17 protein-coding genes are annotated in these 17,575 nt (G+C 70.9%); 7 read left to right on the top strand and 10 right to left on the bottom strand.

The features are described from left to right. The first annotated feature begins 185 nt into the window (after nt 1-185). Complete coding sequence (locus IEZ15_RS00355; RefSeq protein WP_189273267.1) at nt 186-815, top strand: TetR/AcrR family transcriptional regulator; 630 nt, start codon at nt 186-188, stop codon at nt 813-815. A 54-nt stretch (nt 816-869) separates the two neighbouring features. Here the strand turns inward: IEZ15_RS00355 and icmA are convergent, their stop codons facing one another. From icmA to IEZ15_RS00375, 4 genes are all read right to left on the bottom strand, one after another. Then, nucleotides 870-2,570, bottom strand: a complete 1,701-nt coding sequence (gene icmA / locus IEZ15_RS00360) for a coenzyme B12-dependent isobutyryl-CoA mutase large subunit (RefSeq protein ID WP_189273270.1) — start codon at nt 2,568-2,570, stop codon at nt 870-872. Nucleotides 2,571-2,680: 110 nt separating this feature from the next. Next, nucleotides 2,681-3,013 carry a DUF3817 domain-containing protein gene (locus IEZ15_RS00365; protein WP_114246712.1) on the bottom strand — a complete coding sequence of 111 codons (333 nt, stop codon included), beginning with the start codon at nt 3,011-3,013 and terminating at the stop codon, nt 2,681-2,683. A gap of 64 nt (nt 3,014-3,077) precedes the next feature. Next, a complete protein-coding gene (locus IEZ15_RS00370) occupies nt 3,078-3,587 on the bottom strand; it encodes a MarR family winged helix-turn-helix transcriptional regulator (RefSeq protein WP_114249309.1) in 510 nt (169 codons plus the stop codon). A 10-nt stretch (nt 3,588-3,597) separates the two neighbouring features. Next, nucleotides 3,598-5,079, bottom strand: coding sequence for an MFS transporter (locus tag IEZ15_RS00375; RefSeq protein WP_189273272.1), 1,482 nt, complete (start codon nt 5,077-5,079; stop codon nt 3,598-3,600). A gap of 74 nt (nt 5,080-5,153) precedes the next feature. Between IEZ15_RS00375 and IEZ15_RS00380 the strand changes: the two genes are divergently transcribed. Next, nucleotides 5,154-6,152: an ArsR/SmtB family transcription factor gene (locus IEZ15_RS00380; RefSeq protein WP_189273274.1), complete on the top strand. Its 999-nt coding sequence runs from the start codon at nt 5,154-5,156 to the stop codon at nt 6,150-6,152. Between the two features lie 59 nt (nt 6,153-6,211). Here the strand turns inward: IEZ15_RS00380 and IEZ15_RS00385 are convergent, their stop codons facing one another. Further along, nucleotides 6,212-6,505, bottom strand: a complete 294-nt coding sequence (locus tag IEZ15_RS00385) for an MTH1187 family thiamine-binding protein (protein ID WP_030971479.1) — start codon at nt 6,503-6,505, stop codon at nt 6,212-6,214. Continuing rightward, nucleotides 6,502-6,852: a DUF3817 domain-containing protein gene (locus tag IEZ15_RS00390; RefSeq protein ID WP_114246709.1), complete on the bottom strand. Its 351-nt coding sequence runs from the start codon at nt 6,850-6,852 to the stop codon at nt 6,502-6,504. The genes IEZ15_RS00385 and IEZ15_RS00390 overlap by 4 nt, the downstream gene beginning before the upstream one ends. Before the next feature lie 280 nt (nt 6,853-7,132). Between IEZ15_RS00390 and IEZ15_RS00395 the strand changes: the two genes are divergently transcribed. The 4 genes from IEZ15_RS00395 to IEZ15_RS00410 all read left to right on the top strand — a co-directional run bounded on the left by IEZ15_RS00395 (nt 7,133) and on the right by IEZ15_RS00410 (nt 9,768). Beyond that, the gene (locus IEZ15_RS00395) at nt 7,133-7,765 is read left to right on the top strand and encodes an AIM24 family protein (RefSeq protein WP_114246708.1); all 633 of its coding nucleotides are present in this window, start codon (nt 7,133-7,135) and stop codon (nt 7,763-7,765) included. Beyond that, nucleotides 7,765-8,415, top strand: a complete 651-nt coding sequence (locus tag IEZ15_RS00400) for an AIM24 family protein (RefSeq protein ID WP_189273276.1) — start codon at nt 7,765-7,767, stop codon at nt 8,413-8,415. The genes IEZ15_RS00395 and IEZ15_RS00400 overlap by 1 nt, the downstream gene beginning before the upstream one ends. Further along, entirely contained in the window at nt 8,412-9,176 is a 765-nt protein-coding gene (locus IEZ15_RS00405; RefSeq protein WP_189273278.1) for an AIM24 family protein, read from the top strand. The genes IEZ15_RS00400 and IEZ15_RS00405 overlap by 4 nt, the downstream gene beginning before the upstream one ends. Before the next feature lie 115 nt (nt 9,177-9,291). After that, complete coding sequence (locus tag IEZ15_RS00410; protein ID WP_114246705.1) at nt 9,292-9,768, top strand: MarR family winged helix-turn-helix transcriptional regulator; 477 nt, start codon at nt 9,292-9,294, stop codon at nt 9,766-9,768. Nucleotides 9,769-9,789: 21 nt separating this feature from the next. On the opposite strand, the gene IEZ15_RS00415 is transcribed toward IEZ15_RS00410, so the two are convergent. Both IEZ15_RS00415 and IEZ15_RS00420 read right to left on the bottom strand, forming a co-directional pair. Next, nucleotides 9,790-11,262 carry a sensor histidine kinase gene (locus tag IEZ15_RS00415; RefSeq protein ID WP_189273280.1) on the bottom strand — a complete coding sequence of 491 codons (1,473 nt, stop codon included), beginning with the start codon at nt 11,260-11,262 and terminating at the stop codon, nt 9,790-9,792. Beyond that, nucleotides 11,259-11,921: a response regulator transcription factor gene (locus tag IEZ15_RS00420; RefSeq protein WP_114246703.1), complete on the bottom strand. Its 663-nt coding sequence runs from the start codon at nt 11,919-11,921 to the stop codon at nt 11,259-11,261. Before IEZ15_RS00420 ends, IEZ15_RS00415 begins: the two co-directional genes overlap by 4 nt. A gap of 118 nt (nt 11,922-12,039) precedes the next feature. On the opposite strand from IEZ15_RS00420, the gene IEZ15_RS00425 reads away from it, so the two are divergent. After that, nucleotides 12,040-12,654 (top strand): PepSY domain-containing protein, encoded by a 615-nt coding sequence (locus tag IEZ15_RS00425; protein WP_189273282.1) that lies wholly within the window; start codon nt 12,040-12,042, stop codon nt 12,652-12,654. 21 nt (nt 12,655-12,675) lie between these two features. Here the strand turns inward: IEZ15_RS00425 and IEZ15_RS00430 are convergent, their stop codons facing one another. Beyond that, nucleotides 12,676-14,985, bottom strand: a complete 2,310-nt coding sequence (locus tag IEZ15_RS00430; protein WP_189273284.1) for a serine/threonine-protein kinase — start codon at nt 14,983-14,985, stop codon at nt 12,676-12,678. A 29-nt stretch (nt 14,986-15,014) separates the two neighbouring features. Beyond that, complete coding sequence (locus IEZ15_RS00435; protein ID WP_189273286.1) at nt 15,015-17,498, bottom strand: protein kinase domain-containing protein; 2,484 nt, start codon at nt 17,496-17,498, stop codon at nt 15,015-15,017. Nucleotides 17,499-17,575 lie beyond the last annotated feature (77 nt).

Here is a 17,575-nt window from a genome sequence, read left to right on the forward strand (position 1 = left end):
GGGTCCCCACCCGGTGCCTGTGGCTGTCGTTCGGTCGTGGCGCGTCACGACGGCATGACCATCGTCTTTACGCTACGACCCGTAGCGTAACTTCCCGGTATCCCTCACGCACACGTACGTTCGGTGATCTGTCTCACGGCGAACGGGACCGGTCGGTTCTACTTACTGACCGGTATGGTCGCGGCATGCTGAGCCACAGCCGCCCCAAACCCCTTCGAACGGGACGTCCACGCAGCGCCGCGGCCGATGAAGCGATCCTGGAGGCGACCAGAGCCTCTCTGGTCGACCTCGGCTGGTCGAAGCTGACGATGAGCGACGTGGCGACGCGGGCCGGGGTCGCCAAGACGACCCTGTACCGGCGGTGGGCGGGCAAGAACGAGCTGGTCGTGGACGCCGTCGCGGTCCTCTTCGACGAGCTGGAGCTGCCCGATCTGGGCAGCCTGTCGGCCGATGTGCAGGCGGTGGTGCTGCAGTTCGCCGCGCTGCTGAAGCGGCCGGAGACCCAGACGGCACTGATGGCGGTGGTCGCGGAGTCGACCCGCGACGAGGCGCTGCGAGCCCGGATCCGCGACTCGATCGTGGACCGGCAGAAGCGGCTGGTACTTCAGGGGCGCCAACGGGCCCAGGAGCGCGGGGAGTTGCCCGTCGAGCAGGACGAGGCCGTGGCGGCGACGACCGACGATCTGATCTTCGACGTGATCGCCGGCGCGGTCGTGCACCGGGCCCTGGTGAGCGCCGAACCCGTCGACGAGGACTGGGCCCGGCGCTTCACCGTGCTGCTGCTCGCGGGGCTGGGGTCGGCGGCCTCCGCGTAACGGGGGGGCTGTTGCCGCCGAGCGCAGCTGCCGAGCACGACCACCGACCGCCCGTCAGAAGCCGGGCGGCTCCGTGTAGGTGCCCCATTCGTCGCGCAGAACTCCGCAGATCTCGCCGAGCGTCGCCTCGGCCCGTACCGCGTCGAGCATCGGCCCGATCATGTTGGAGCCGTCGCGGGCGGCGGCCAGCATCGCCTCCAGCGCCGACTTGACCCGTGCGTCGTCGCGGGCGTCCTTGCGGCTGCCGAGCACCCGGACCTGCTCGCGCTCGACCTCGTGGCTGACTCGCAGGATCTCCAGGTCGCCGGTGACCGAGCCGTGGTGGACGTTGACGCCGACGACGCGCTTGTCGCCCTTCTCCAGCGACTGCTGGTACTGGAAGGCGGACTCGGCGATCTCGCCGGTGAACCAGCCGTCCTCGATACCGCGCAGGATGCCGGAGGTGATGGGCCCGATGGGGTGCTGCCCGTCCGGGTGGGCCCGGGCGCCGCGTTCCTTGATCTGGTCGAAGATCTTCTCGGCGTCGGCCTCGATCCGGTCGGTGAGCTGCTCGACGTACCAGGAACCGCCCAGCGGGTCGGCCACATTGGCCACGCCGGTCTCCTCCATCAGCACCTGCTGGGTGCGCAGCGCGATCTCGGCGGCCTGCGCGGAGGGGAGCGCGAGGGTCTCGTCGAGGGCGTTGGTGTGCAGCGAGTTGGTGCCGCCGAGGACCGCGGAGAGCGCCTCGACCGCCGTCCGTACGACGTTGTTGTACGGCTGCTGGGCGGTGAGCGAGACACCGGCGGTCTGGGTGTGGAAGCGGAGCCACTGCGCCTTGTCGGTCTTCGCCCCGTACGTCTCCTTCATCCAGCGGGCCCAGATGCGGCGGGCCGCGCGGAACTTGGCGATCTCCTCGAAGAAGTCGAGGTGCGCGTCGAAGAAGAAGGAGAGGCCGGGCGCGAAGGTGTCGACGTCCAGCCCGCGGGAGAGGCCGAGCTCCACGTAGCCGAAGCCGTCGGCGAGGGTGTACGCGAGCTCCTGCGCGGCCGTCGCCCCGGCCTCGCGGATGTGGTAGCCGGAGACGGAGAGCGGCTTGTAGGCGGGGATGTCGCGGGCGCAGTGCTCCATCAGGTCGCCGATGAGGCGCAGATGGGGCTCGGGCTGGAAGAGCCACTCCTTCTGCGCGATGTACTCCTTGAAGATGTCGGTCTGGAGCGTGCCGTTGAGCACGCCCGGGTCGACCCCCTGGCGCTCGGCGGCGACCAGGTACATGCAGAAGACCGGGACGGCGGGGCCGCTGATCGTCATGGACGTCGTGACGTCGCCGAGCGGGATGTCCTTGAAGAGGATCTCCATGTCGGCGGCGGAGTCGATGGCCACGCCGCAGTGCCCGACCTCGCCGAGCGAGCGGGGATCGTCGGAGTCGCGGCCCATCAGGGTCGGCATGTCGAAGGCGACGCTGAGCCCGCCGCCGCCCGCGGCGAGGATCATCTTGTAGCGCTCGTTGGTCTGCTCGGCGTTGCCGAAGCCGGCGAACTGGCGGATGGTCCAGGTCCGGCCGCGGTAGCCGGTCGGGTAGAGCCCCCGGGTGAAGGGGTACTCGCCGGGCCAGCCGATCCGCTCGAATCCCTCGTACGTGTCCCCGGGGCGGGGGCCGTACGCGGGTTCCACGGGATCCCCGGAGAGTGTGGTGAAGTCCGCGTCACGCTTGCGGGCCTTGTCGTAACGGGCCTGCCAGCGGCGGCGGCCTTCCTCGATCGCGTCAGCGTCCATACCATCGAATTTACTAGGACGTCCTAGTAAATGTCGATGGCAAACCGCCCGGTGCTTCGCACGGGGCGGTTCGGAAGGAAGGCGCGGGGCAGGACGTCCGCCCGGCGGCCTCAGGCCTTGACGGTCACCGGAGAGCCATCGGCGACCAGCGGCTCGACCTCGCGGACGACCTTGCGCTCGACGAAGAACGCGGCCGTCGGGATCGTGCCGGAGATCAGCACCCAGAGCAGCTTGCCCACCGGCCACTTCGCCTTGGAGCCCAGGTCGAAGGCGAAGATCAGGTAGATGATGTAGAGCACGCCATGGATCTGGGAGACGACGAGCGTCAGATCCTTGCCCATCTCGAAGCCGTACTTGAAGACCATGCAGGTGCAGAGCACCAGCAACATGACTGCGGTGACGTAGGCCATCACCCGGTACCGGGTCAGCACACTGCGTTTCATGGCATCGAGCGTAACCGGACGCCGGGGGCGATCTTGCAGCGGGCCGGGCCCTCGAAATGTCGTCCTATGCCTCTTCGAAATCCTTGGCCGCGATCCGCAACGGCCGCAGCATGGCGAAGATCTCCGCGCACTCCTCGGCGTCGTACACCCCCAGCCCGAACTCCATGTCGACCAGGTCCTTGGTCGCGGCCTCGACGACCTCCCGGCCCTTGTCGGTGATGGAGGCGAGGGTTCCGCGGCCGTCGTTCGGGTTCGGGCGCTTGGCGACCAGGCCGGAGCGCACCAGCCGGTCCACCGTGTTCGTGACGGAGGTGGGGTGGACCATGAGCCGCTCACCGATCTTGGACATCGGCAGCTCACCGGCCTTGGAGAAGGTGAGCAGCACCAGCGCCTCGTACCGCGCGAAGGTCAGGCCGTACGGCTTGACGACCGCGTCGACCTCGGCGAGCAGGATCTGCTGCGCGCGCATGATCGAGGTGATCGCCCCCATCGAGGGCACCGGGCCCCAGCGCTGCTGCCAGAGTTCGTCGGCGCGGGCGATGGGATCGAAGGGAAGACTGAGCGGCTTCGGCACGGCACCGACCTTACCCACTGGTCATATGCTGGTCAGCCCTGTCTCGAACTTCGGTCCGAGGACCGCGCGCGGTCTCTGTCGCCCTGACCTCGCGGACCAGCAGGAGCGTGCACACCGTACCGATGGCCCCGGACCCCGCGACCACCAGATGCACGGGGACGAATTCGGCGGCCAGCCCGGCCAGCGCCATGCCGATGCCCTGGACCGTCATCAGCCCGGCGGTGAGCAGGGTCATGGCCCGGCCCCGCAGCTCCTCCGGTACGGCATCGACGAACCACTGGTCGAGGCCGATGATGTACGCCGCCCCCACCCCGGCCAGCGCAAGCGCCACCAGGGCCGGGACCATGCCGGGGCGGATCCCGTACAGCAGGAACGGCAGCAGCCCGGCGGCGGCGACCGGCAGCACGATCCGGGAGCGGATGTGCGGGGCCAGCACAGCGCCCACGTACAACTCGGCGGCGATGTGCCCGACCGGCATCGCGCACATCAGCAGCCCGAGGGCGGCCGGGCCGAGACCCATCTCGTCCGCGTACGGGGCGGCGAGCGCCTCCGGTACGACGACGAACAGGGCGGGTACCCAGAACAGCAGCATCAGCGCGCGGATTCTGCGGTCGGCGAGGACGATGCGGGCCCCGGCCAGTGATTCCTTGAGCAGCGCGCCACCTCGGTCACCGCCGGTCCTGGCGGGCCGGTTGCGGGTGCCGAAGCGGAGCAGGGCCGCCGAGCAGAGGAACGTCCCGACGGTGATGGTGATCGCTCCGCGCGCGGACAGCGCGGCAAGCAGCACACCGCCGACACCGAAGCCGGTCAGCAGCGCGCTCTGCGAGACGATCCGCAGCAGCGAGCGGCCCAGTACGTAGAGGTCGCCCTCGCCGAGGATGTCGGTGAGCGCGGCCATCCGCGTCCCGGTGAAGACGGGCGACACGGAGGCGACGAGACAGCGCAGCGCGAGGAGGCCGCCGACCGGGGTGCCGGGCAGCACCATGACGGCGACGCAGCCCGCACAGATCAGATCGCAGGTGACGAGGACCCGGCGGGCCGGGTAGCGGTCGGCGACCCCGGAGAAGAGCGTGCCGCCGACGAGGTACGGCAGGAGGCCGAGCGCGAAGGTGAGGGCGCTGAGCAGGGGTGAGCCGGTGAGGTCGTAGACGAGGACGGTGAGGGCGAGCTCGCTGACGACTACGCCGAGGAGGGAGAGCAGATGCGCGGCAAAGACGGCCCGGAACTCCCGGACGGCGAAGACGGCGCGGTAGCCGCGGGACGTGCCCGGGGCGGGGCCGTCCGGAGTTGCGTCGGCAGCGGGAGCCGCGGCCCGGAGCGCGGGCGACGGGTTCGGGTCGATGGCGTCGGCGCGCTCCGTGGGCGGAGCCGAGGCCGGCGCCGGTCCGGCCGGACCGGCGTGCGCGGCGCGGGGCGCGGCTGACGGGTCGTGGGGCGAAGGAGCCGCCTCGTCGCGGGGGCCGCCCGCCGGGGTGGGGCTGAAGCTCGGCATGGCCGCAGCTTGGAGGACCGGACCCGCCGCTCCGTAGACTTTCGGCTCACGCCGAATCTTCGCGGGGGCCGCCGATGCCGTTCCATCTGCATTTCGATGAGAGCGATCTGCTCCGCTGCCGGTTCGCCCTCTCCCCGCTCTGGGAGACGCAGGCCGCGGTGCGCACCCTTCTGCGCCCCGGGCAGCACGGCTACCACCAGCCCTGGCTGAGGCGCATCCGGAGCGCCGCCGCGGGCCTCGATCTCGCACCGCTCCGGTTGCTGATGCCGGAGAGCGGGCACAACCCGGACTTTCTCAGCCCGCCGCCGGTCGGGCCCTATACCTCGTTCGAGGAGGAGATCGCCGGTGTGCGCGCCATCGATCCGCTGCTCATCCGTGAGGACCTGGCGCTGGCCCTCACCGACCAGCCGGGGGCGCTGGACTCCCCCGCCGGGCGGGCGATGCTCGCCGATCCCGCGCGGACACTGCGGGAGCTGGCCGCACTGATGGAGCAGGCCTGGCAGGTGCTGGTCGAGCCGGACTGGCCGAGGCTGCGCGCGCTGCTGGAGGCGGATATCGCGTACCACTCGCGCCGGCTCGCCGAGGTCGGCTTCGCCCGGCTGCTGGGCGAGCTGAGCCCCCAGCTGAGCTGGACGGACTCGACGCTCTCGCTGGTCGGGATGAGGGGGCGGCACTCCCGGGTGCTCGGCGGGCAGGGCCTCGTCCTGATGCCGAGCGTCTTCGCCTGGCCGGATGTGGTGAGCGGGTACGAGCCGCCCTGGCAGCCCGCGGTGATCTATCCGGCGCGCGGAATCGGCAGCCTGTGGACGCAGCCCGCGGACCGTACGCCACAGGCGCTCGCGCGGCTGCTCGGGCGAACGCGGGCCGATGTCCTGTGCGCGCTCGACGAACCGGCCGGGACGAGCGCCCTCGCGCACCGGCTGGGCCTCGCGCCCTCCTCCGTGTCGGAGCATCTGTCGGTGCTGCGCGCGGCGGGGCTGCTCACTTCGCGCCGGTACGGACATCAGGTGCTGTACGAGCGGACGCCGCTCGGGATCGCCCTGGCCGTGCCGGAGCACCGCGCGCCGGAGTGAGACGAGCCCCCGGCCGGGTGGGGCCGGGGGCTCGTCGGGTCACGGGAACGGACGGGGCGTCAGTCCGCGAGGTACCGCTCGACCGTCTCGACCTTGGAGGTCAGGCCATCGGTGACACCGGGGCGGATGTCGGCCTTCAGTACGAGGGAGACGCGTCCGGCGCGGGCCTCGACGGCGGCGACGGCCCGCTTGACGACGTCCATGACCTCGTCCCACTCACCCTCGATGGAGGTGAACATGGCGTCCGTGCGGTTGGGCAGCCCGGACTCGCGGACGACCCGGACGGCGTCGGCGACGTACTCGCCGACGTCCTCACCGACGCCCAGCGGGCTGACCGAGAACGCGACGATCATGCGCTGACCACGCCTTCCCGGCGGGCGCGGGCGGCGATGACGTCGTCGGCCTCGTAGCGCTTGAGCACCTTGTCGCCGTACAGCCCGCCGAACGGCAGCAGCGCGAGCAGGAAGAAGAACGCGACGCGCTTCAGCGGCCACTTGGTCTTGGACCAGACGTCGAGCAGCAGGACGGCGTAGATCACGAAGAGCACACCGTGGATGATGCCGAGCGGCATCATCAGGAAGTCGATGTCGGAGACCCGGCTGAGAATCGAGCCAAAGATGATCAGCGCAGGGAAGGAGAGCGCCTCGGGAATCGAGATGAGGCGCAGCCGGTGCAGGGCGGTAGCGGTCTTGATGTCCACGAGGGCACCTTCGGTGGGAGGATCGTGACAGCTTGTGAATACAGGCACAAGCGGAACCCATTGTGGCATCGGCACGGGCGGCGCTCAGTACCGGGGCCGTATGTGTCCGGTCACGTGCCGCCGCCGGGCCCCGGCCCGTTCCGTCGTCGCCCCGTGCGGGATACGTCCCGATTCCGTCCGGGTCCCGTACCGGATGCGTATCAGGGGCGGTTCAGGGTGCCGCTTCCTCCCCAGGGCCCTGTCCCGGCCGGGGCCGGGCCGATACCGTCGGTCCGTGGCAATGTTCCGACTCCAAGGCAGCAGAACGCTCGCCGTCGACCTGGCCGGCGACGCCGTCAAGGCGAAGAACGGCTCGATGGTCGCGTACGACGGCCGGATGACGTTCAAGAAGATGACCGGCGGCGGCGACGGCCTGCGCGGCATGGTGACCCGCCGGCTGACCGGCGAGCAGATGACCGTGATGGAGGTGACCGGGCAGGGCACCTGTTACTTCGCCGACCGCGCGAGCGAGATCAGCCTCGTCTCGCTGCACGGCGACAAGCTCCATGTCGAGGCGAGCAACCTGCTCTGCACCGACGCCGGGCTGCGCACCGGAACCACCTTCACCGGCCTGCGCGGCGGGGCGACGGGCAACGGCCTGTTCACCACCACCGTCGAGGGCACCGGGCAGGTGGCGATCATGTCGGACGGTTCGGCAGTGGCGCTGCGGGTCTCGGCCCAGTACCCGCTGTTCGTCGACCCCGGCGCCTACATCGCGCATCAGGGCAATCTGCAACAGCACTTCCAGTCCGGGGTGAACTTCCGGACGCTGATGGGCGAGGGCTCGGGCGAGTCCTTCCAGATCCGGTTCGAGGGCGAGGGACTCGTCTACGTGCAGCCGAGCGAGCGGAACACCATCGGGGGCGATGTCTGATGCCGTTCCGTGAGATCAACTCGAAGATGGTCGAGGCGACGGTCCTCCCCGGCCAGAAGATGTACAGCCAGCGCGGCGCGATGCTCGCGTACCGCGGCGAGGTGTCGTTCACGCCGAACATCCAGGGCGGCCAGGGGGGCGTGATGTCGATGATCGGCCGCCGGGTGGCGGGCGAGGCGACCCCGCTGATGACGGTGGAGGGCAGCGGAACGGTGATGTTCGGCCACGGCGGTCATCACATCCAGGTGATCAACCTGTCCGGCGACACCCTGTACGTGGAGGCCGACCGGCTGCTCGCCTTCGACGGGACGCTGGAGCAGGGCACGATGTTCATGGGTTCGCAGGGCGGAGTGATGGGCATGGTGCGCGGCCAGGTGACCGGGCAGGGTCTGTTCACCACCACCCTCAAGGGTCATGGCGCGGTCGCGGTGATGGCCCACGGCGGGGTGATCGAGCTGCCGATCACGCCGGGCCGCGAGGTGCATGTGGACCCGCAGGCGTATGTCGCCCACCACGGCGACGTACGCAACAAGCTCTCCACCGCGCTCGGCTGGCGCGACATGGTGGGTCGCGGCTCCGGCGAGGCGTTCCAGCTGGAGCTGAGCGGCAGTGGCGCGGTGTACGTCCAGGCCTCGGAGGAGAAGCTGTGAGCGCGCCCGTGGTCTTCGACCCGATGACGCTGCCGTCGGACGACAACGTCAACTCGTACACCTTCTGCGTGGAACTCAAGGGGAGCCAGTGGTTCCTGCAGAAGGGCAAGATGATCGCCTATTACGGGCGGATCGAGTTCAACGGCATCGGCCACGGCCGCTTCGAGCGGCTGATCCGTACGAGCTTCCACTCGCCGCTGCACGCGAGCGACTGGGTGGTGGCCGAAGGCAGCGGCAAGATGCTCCTCGCCGACCGTGCCTTCGACGTGAACTCGTACGACCTGGAGGACGGGAATCTGACGATCCGGTCCGGCAACCTCCTCGCGTACCAGCCGACCCTGGCACTCAAGCAGTCCATCGTGCCGGGCTTTCTCACGCTGATCGGTACGGGGAAGTTCGTGGCCGCGTCCAACGGTCCGGTGGTCTTCATGGAGCCGCCGCTGCGGGTCGATCCGCAGGCGCTGGTGGGCTGGGCGGACTGCCCCTCGCCGTGCCACCACTACGACCACGGCTATATGACGGGCGTGATGGGCGGGCTCAGGTCGCTGACCGGGATCGGCGGGACGTCGGGCGAGGAGCACCAGTTCGAGTTCGTCGGGGCGGGTACGGTGCTGCTCCAGTCGACCGAGATCCTGATGCCCGAGCAGCCGACGGGGGCGACGCCGGCGCAGGCCGGGGTGCCGAGTGGCGCGGGTCAACCTGGCTCCGCACCCCGTCTGCCCGGTCAGCTCGGGGACCTCCAACGCCGCTTCGGTTTGTGAACGGTAGTCTGCGGAGTGTGACGTCGAACGCCTGCACCCCGCACCCGGGGCCGTCTCAGGGCGTCACACTCCCCCACCTTCGTCCAGCTTTCAACTTCTTAGGTAGAATCCATACATGGAGACCGAGACGGCCACTCGCTGGCTGAACGACGCGGAGCAGTGCGCCTGGCGCACCCACCTGGACGTCAGCAGGCTGCTGATGCACCAGCTGGAGAAGGACCTCCAGCCGTTCGGCCTGACCAACAACGACTACGAGATCCTGGTCAACCTCTCGGAGTCGGACGACCAGCGCATGCGAATGAGCGACCTCGCCACCGCGACGTTGCAGTCCAAGAGCAGGCTCTCGCACCAGATCACCCGCATGGAGAGCGCGGGACTGGTCCGCAGGGAGAACTGCGAGTCGGACCGGCGCGGACTGTACGCGGTCCTCACCGATGAGGGTGCGGAGACGATGCGGAAGGTGGCGCCCCACCACGTGGCGTCGGTGCGCAAGCACTTCATGGACCTGTTGACGCCGGAGGCACTGGCGGACCTGCACGCGGCACTGGCACCGGTCGCGGATCATCTGCGGGGGCGCCGCGGCAAGGTGTGACCTGCGCGGCGGGGGCGGTGTTCAACCGGCGCTCGGCAGCCACAGCTCGAACCGTGCGCCGCCCTCCGGCGCACCGTCCACCGTCAGCCGGCCGCCGTGCCGGGCCGCGACGTCACGGGCGATGGCCAGGCCGAGACCGGCGCCGCCCTCGTCCCGTGTACGGGCGTCGTCGAGGCGTACGAAACGTTCGAAGATCCGCTCGCGCTGGTCCGGCGGCACCCCCGTACCGTCATCGGTGACGGCGACGACCACGCCGCCCCGCTCCGCACGCAGCGAGACCGCCACCGCGCGCTCCGCATGACGCTCGGCGTTGTCCAGCAGATTGCCGATCACCCGCGCCAACTGCCCACGCGAGCCGGCCACTTCGAACACACCGGAGTCCGGCACGGACACCGCCACCGGAATCCGGTCGCCGGTGCGCTGCGAGACCTCCTCATGGACCAGCGCGCCCAGGTCCAGCGTCGTACGCCCCGGCCGCTCCCCCGCGTCCAGCCGGGCCAGCAGCAGCAGATCGGCTGCCAGCGCCTGCAACCGTACGGTGTCGGCGACAGCGCCCGGCACGTCCAGCAGCTCCGGATGCGCGGCACCCACCTCCAGCTGGGTGCGCAGGGAGGCGATCGGGCTGCGCAGTTCGTGCGAGGCGTCCGCCACGAAGCGCCGCTGCCGGTCCACCGATGCCTCGAGGGCCGTCAGGGTCTCGTTGGTGGTACGGGCCAGCCGGGCGATCTCGTCGCGCGAACCGGGCTCCGGCACCCGTCGGCTCAGATCCTCGGACGCGGTGATCGCGGCCATCTCGCGCCGGATTCCCTCGACCGGACGCAGCGCCCGCCGGGTCACCAGCCAGGTGACCCCGGCGACGACGAGCAGCAGCACCGGCAGCCCGATCAGCATCGCCCCGCGCACAGTGCCCACGGCCTCCTGCTCGGCGGCCAGCGGGGCGCCCGCGTGGACGGTCAGGGTCACCCCGGCCGATGTGGTCGCCCGGACCGACGCGAAGCGGTAGTCGGCCGTGTCCCCGTCGACAGTGGCGGTGCCGTTGCTGAAGTCCGGGTCACCGGAGTCGACTTCACCGCGGCCCGGGATGCCGTGACCGCCGTTGTCGTCGTCGCGCCCGTTGTCATCGCGTCCGTCGTCGTCGCTTCCGTCGTCGCCGGAACCGGTGGAGCTTTCCGCGGCCGGTGACGGGGCCGGCCCGACCTGGTCCGTACCGGTGCCGGAGATCGCCTCCAGGTCCTTGGAGACGGCCACCACGCGCCCGTCCTCGTCGGTCACCTGGACCGGATGGTCCTCCTCCTCGCGCATCTCCAGCCGGTCGTACGGCACATCGAGGGCCAGCTGCCCGGCCACCTCACGGGCCGCCACCTCGGCCTGCAGCCCCGCCTGGTCGGTGAGGTTGGCGCGCAGGACGAGAAGTACGGCGAGCCCGGCGCCGACCAGTGCGACCGCGACCACGACCGTGGCACCGAGTGCGGCCCTGGCCCGTACCGATCTCACAACGCCTCCAGCCGGTATCCGGCGCCGCGCACCGTACGGATGGCGGCCGCGCCGAGCTTGCGCCGCAGCGCACTGACGTACACCTCGACGATGTTCGGGTCGCCGTCGTAGGCGAAGTCCCAGACGTGTTCCAGGATGTCCGCCTTGCTCACCACCTGCCCGGACCGCAACACAAGTTGTTCGAGCACCGCGAACTCCTTGGTGGTGAGGGTGATTTCGGCCGAGCCGAGGTGCACCCGGCGAGCGGCGGTGTCCATGCGCAGGGAGCCGACGGTGACCACCGGCGAGCCGGAACCGCCGCCCCGGCGCCGCAGCAGCGCCCGGATCCTGGCCACCAGCACGACGTACGAGAAGGGCTTGGTCAGGTAGTCGTCGGCCCCGGTGTCGAGGCCCTCCGCCTCGTCGTACTCCCCGTCCTTCGCCGTCAGCATCAGGATCGGCATCTCATGGCCCGCGGCGCGCAGGGCGGCACAGACCCGGTAGCCGTTCATCCCGGGCAGCATGATGTCGAGGACGACGAGGTCGTACGCCCCCTCGGCCGCCCGGTGCAGCCCTTCGAGACCGTCGTGCACGACATCCACGGCGAAGCCCTCGGCGGCGAGTCCCCCGGCCAGGGACATCGCCAGCCGCTTCTCGTCCTCCACGATCAACAGGCGCATACACACAGGGTCGCAAACGGAACCTGAAGACGGCTTCAGGTGGCTTCAGGCTGCGTTCAGCATCACCCGGGCAATGTGGACCTTGTCGAAACCGGCCACCCGAACAGGGAGGAACCTTATGAAGCGCAAGATCGCCATCGCCGCCGTCACCGCGGCCGTGCTCGTCGGCGGCACAGCCGCCACGGCCGTCGCCTTCTCGGACGACGACAGCCACGACCGCGGCACCAGGAGCAGCGCGGCGGGCGGCAGCCCCGCCCGCGTCGACGTCGGGGACGCGACCGCGGCCGCCGTCGGGGCCGTTCCGGGCACGGTCACCGAGGCCGAGCTGGACGACGAGGACGGCGGGCCGGTCTGGGAGCTCGATGTGTACGGCTCCGACAAGGTCTGGCACGACGTGACCGTGGACGCGGGCAACGGCAAGGTGCTCGGCAAGCACGTCTCCGACGACAACGACGGCGATCGCGACCGGCATGCACCCAGGTCGGCCCCCGTCTCGCTGGACGCGGCGGTCGACGCCGCGCTCAAGGCGACGCCCGGGACCGTGACGTCGATCGAACTGGACGACAGCGACGGCCGGAGCGGCGGGGCGCTGCACTGGGAGGTCGACGTCCGGGGCAAGGACGGCAAGCAGCACGAGCTGAACGTCGACGCGAAGACGGCCAAGGTCACAGTGGATCGGTCGGACGACGGCGACGACGACGACCGCCACGGGGACGACGGAGCTGACGACTGACGGCGCCTGCTCGGCGGACCGTCAGGGCGCGTAGACGGAGATGACCGTCCCGTCACCGAAGCTCAGGAACACCGCGTCGCCCCGACCGACGAACGAGATCGACGCCGGGTCGAGCGGGTCTCCTGGCTCGCCGGGCCACTCGGTGGGCAGGCGCGAGCCCGTGTCGTCCGCCTCCCCTGTGGAAGCCATGGCGAAGGCGTTGATCCCGTACCCGCCCACGACAACGGCATTGTCACCGGCCACGGCCAACCGGCCCGCGACATCCAGCCCCACGCCACCGTCGTACGTCGCCCAGTACTGCTTCCCGTCGGCCAGGCCGAACGCGTACACCCGCGTCCGGCTGCTCACCACGACCTTGCCGTCACGTGACACGGCGGGCCGGTAGGCAATGTCCACGCCGGCGGCGATCGACCGTCGGTTCTGCGGGGCCGTCACATCGACGACCGTCAGGCCGTTCGAGCCCGAGCAGAGGAGTTCCTTGCCCTTCAGGACGGGTGTACGGCAGGTGATACCACCGGCCCCGATGTCTCCCAGCCGGGTGCCGTCGCCGCTCTTCAGAATGGTGACGCCGTCGCCGACCGCGACGAGCCGGCCCTCGGCGAGGAGCAGTTCGGCTTCGGGGGCCGAGTCGTCCCACGGCTTGTCCCACTTGCGGGAGTGCTTGCCGGTGAGTTGGTGGGCAAGGATCCGGCCCGTGTCCGTGCCGGTGGCCCTGGTGGCGTAGTACAGAACTCCGCCCGACTGGACGGAGTCGGCCACCCGGGTGCCGCCGGGCAGCGGCTCCCGCCACTTCTCCGCACCGTCGCCCAGACCGAGTGCCACCAGGGCACCGTCCTCGAAGGCGTACACGGTGGTACCGAGGACCGCGGCCACCGATGCGGGGCCGGCGGCCGCCTTTCCCTGCGGTGTCTGCCACTTGCGCCTGCCGTTCGCGGCGTCCAGCACGGTGATGCGCTGCGGGCCGCCGCAGACCAAGGACGCACCCGCGAGTACGCACTCCACCGGACCGTCCGCGATCTCGGCCTTCCAGGCCTTCCAGCCCTCCGGTTTCTTGGAGACGTCCGCGGCGGCGGCACCGAAATCCCCGGTGCGGCCGGCGTCGGCGTCGGGCACGACTGCGGGTCCTGCCTCGGTCCGCACGGAGTCCGCGGCCGAGGCGGTCGGTCGCGCGCCACCGCCCGCGTTGTCATCGCCCCCGCCGTCGCCGTTGAAAAGCCCCGGCAGCAGCATCGCCCCCAGGACCACGCACACCGCCGTGGCCGCTGCCGCCAGCCCGATCCACAGTCCCTTGTTGCCCCTGCTGTCGTCGGGCACGTACACGGGCACGACGGGCGTCGGGGCGAGGGCGGCCGGACCGCCACGATCCGGGGTGTGGAACGGGACCGGCGGTGCGGCGGCCGACGGTACCTCCGCCTCCGCGACGGCGCGCGCCCCGGTCGCATGTGCGGCGAGCAGCCCGCGTATCGGTTCCGTCCAGGGAAACGGCCCGTCGGCCGCACCGCCCGCCCGTTCTCCCGGCAGCAGCAGCTCCACCAGCTGTTGAGGAGTCGGCCGGGCCTCGGCGTCGCTGCTCAGGCACTTCTCGATCACGGCGCGCAACTGCGTCGGTACGCCGGAGAGTTCAGCCTCGCCCTGGGCGATCCGGAAGATCACGGCCGCCATGTCCGAGTCGTCGAACGGCCCCCGCCCGGTCGCCGCGAAGGCGAGCACCGCGCCGAGACAGAACACATCGGACGCCGGTACGAGGGAGCGCGAGCCGTTGACGTGCTCGGGCGAGATGTAGCCGGGGCTGCCCACGACCACACCGGTCCGGGTCAGCTGGGTGGCGTCGAAGGCCTGGGCGATCCCGAAGTCGATCACCTTCGGACCGTCGGCGCCGAGCAGCACGTTGCCGGGCTTGAGGTCGCGGTGGAGTACGCGTACGGCGTGCATGTCGGCGAGCGCGCGGGCGAGGTCGGCGCCCATCTCCCGTACGACCTGCTCGGGCATCGGCCCGCCGCGGGTCACCGCCTCGGCGAGCGAGGGGCCGGGGACATACTCGGTCGCCAGCCAGGGCAGCCGGCCGCTCGCGTCGCCGTCGACGAGGGCCGCGGTGTACGGACTGCGTACGGCGCCCGCCGCGTCGATCTCCCTGCGGAACCGGATCCGGAAGCCGTCGTCGAGGTCGAGATCCGGGCGCACGGTCTTCAGCGCGACCAGCCCGGCGAGCGGGTCCGGCCCACCGGCGGGCCGGGCCAGATACACCTCGCCCATGCCGCCCGCGCCCAGCAGTCCGAGGAGCTGGTACGGGCCGATCAGCCGGGCCCGGCCGGGTGGAAGCGGCTCGATCACTGCGCGGTCACCTCAAGCGGTTCGTCGGTTCATTCGGGCAGCGGTAGGGAGACCGTGGTGCCGTCGTCGTACACGACATGCACGACGCCGCCGACCGGCAGCACCTGCGGGTCAAGCAGTTCCTGCTCCAGATCGACGCCGTTGGTGACGGAGTCGTACGTCGGTGTCCTGGTCGGGCCCGGAGCGCCCGGAATCCGGGTCCTGGTGAGTGAGCCCAGGGTGCCGTCGGGGCGGATCGGGACCGTGTACAGCGTCGTGCTGTCCGCCCACACCACCGTGTCCGCGACGATCAGGGGGTCGGAGACCGGGTTACTCGTGCCCTGCGCCACCTTCCCGCCGAGCGGGAAACGGCCGAGTGCCCGGCCGCCGTCGCGACCTACGACGACGATCTCGTCGGGCACGCTCTCGACATACTCGTCGCCCCGACGAATCGTGATCACCCGGTCGTCGAGCGCGGTCAGCGTCGCCCCGGCGACGAGCGAGGAATCCACCGGCACCCGCCCCTGCGCCCGGAGGGTCCCCGCCGCGAACCGCAGAACGACCATGTCATCGCCGAAGCCGGAAGGATCGTCATTGGTGACGTAAGTCGTGCAGAAGGCGAAAGAGCCCCGCACCCGGAGCGATCCACAGCCCGAGTTCGTCCCGTCACCGGCTCCCTGCACGGCCTCGCCACCTGCCGCGCCCAGCAGCGTGCCGTCCTTCGGCCGGAATACCTTGGGTGCGTCCTCGCCAACGGCGTACACCACCTTGCCGTCGGTGGCGACCGGCCAGAAGTTGCCCTTCTGGGCGTTGGAGATGTCCTGCGGGGCCAGCGACTGCTGCCACTTGCGGGCGCCGGTCTTCAGGTCGTACGCGGCAAGCGCTGCGTCCTCGGGCGTCGATGTGGTCGCGGCGAAGACCAGGCCGTCGACGACGACCGGCGCGCTGTCCAGGTTGTGCGCGCCGCCCGACCGGGTTTCCCAACGGACTGTGCCGGTCTTCGCGTCCAGCGACTGCAGGCGCCCGCCCGCGGCAAGCAACACGGTGTCGTCGTACACAGTGGGCCGGGTGGCATCGGCCGGCATGAAGAACTGGCCGCGAGGCCCCCAGCCCGCCCTGTTCGAAGTCTGTCCGGTGTCGAGCGTCCACATCTGGTGCCCGTCAGCCGCCGACACCGCCTCGTACGTACCGTCGACCAGTCGGCAGACCACCACGTCACGGCCCGCGGAACAGCCGATCGGGGACTTGGAGAACTTGCCCTGCCAGGACTTCTTCCACCCCGTCGGCCGGACATCGCGGCCGTACGGAACCGTGCCCGAGCCGTCCGGGCCGCCGTTCTCGTCCACACCGGCCACGATCCTGGGGGCAGCGGGTGAACCGCCCCCGGGGGATGCCTCGTTGGGGGTGGTGCGGTTGTTGCGCCACGCCAGGATGCCCCCGGTGGCCGCACCCAGCACGATCAGCGCAGCAAGGGCCGCGCCCAGGGCGCGGCGGGAGCGGCGCGGCGGCTGCGCGAGGCCGGGGCCCTGGGTGGGTGCGATGTGCAGGCCAGGGGTGAAGTCGGTTCCCTGGGTGGGCAGTTGGTGGGGTGCGGCATGGCTTCCGGCGGCCGCTTCGGTCGGTGTGTACCCGGGCAGAAGCGGGCCGCCCAGCGCCATGACCCGGGCCAGTTCGCGCTCGTACTCGGCGATGTGCTGCTCCACCGGCTCCGGCCACCGTGCGGCCGCGCCGGGGGTGAGCCGCTGTGCGAGTTCCGCAGCGGTGGGGCGGGAGGCAGGGTCGGCGACCAGGCAGTCCGCCAGGACGGCACGGAGCGCCTCGGGCACATCGCCGACATCGGCCTCGACGTACTTGACCCGGTAGAGCACGGCGGCGACCGGGCCGTCCCCGAAGGGATCGCGTCCGGTGGCCGCGTAACAGAGCACGGAGGCGAGGCAGAACACATCGGAGGCAGGGACGACGCGTCCGCTGCCCGCCACATGCTCCGGGGACATGAAGGCGGGGCTGCCGACCATGCGGCTGGTGGTGGTGAGCGGGGTCGCGCCGGCATCCCGGGCGATGCCGAAGTCGATGAGCCGCGGACCGTCCGACGCGAGCATCACGTTGCCGGGCTTCACATCGCGGTGGACGATTCCTGCCGCGTGGACGGCCGCCAGGGCGCGGGCCAGTCCGGCGCCGAGCATCCGCACCTCGGCCTCGTCCATCGCGCCCGCCCTGCGGACGGCGGCGGACAGAGTCGGGCCGGCCACGTATCCGGTGGCGAGCCAGGGCACTTCGGCGTCGGCGTCCCCGTCGAGCAGCGGGGCGAGATGGGGGCCGACGACGGACCGGGCGACGGTGATCTCCCGGCGGAAGCGGCTGCGGAAGCCGGGGTCCTGGGCCACGTCGCGGCGGACCGTCTTGACTGCGACCGGTTCGCCGCCTCCGTCCCGGCTACCGAGGAAGACCTCTCCCATGCCGCCCGCGCCGAGCCTGGCCCGTATCCCGTAGGGACCGATCCGTCTGGGCGAGTCCTCCCGCAGCGGACCCAGCATGCGCCACTCCCCCCGTCGGTACGCATGAAACGCCGGACACCCAGTTCACGTATCCGGCCGTAATCCTGCCACGGACA

This window comes from Streptomyces atratus (assembly GCF_014648655.1).
In the GTDB taxonomy this organism is placed as follows: Bacteria; Actinomycetota; Actinomycetes; order Streptomycetales; family Streptomycetaceae; genus Streptomyces; species Streptomyces atratus.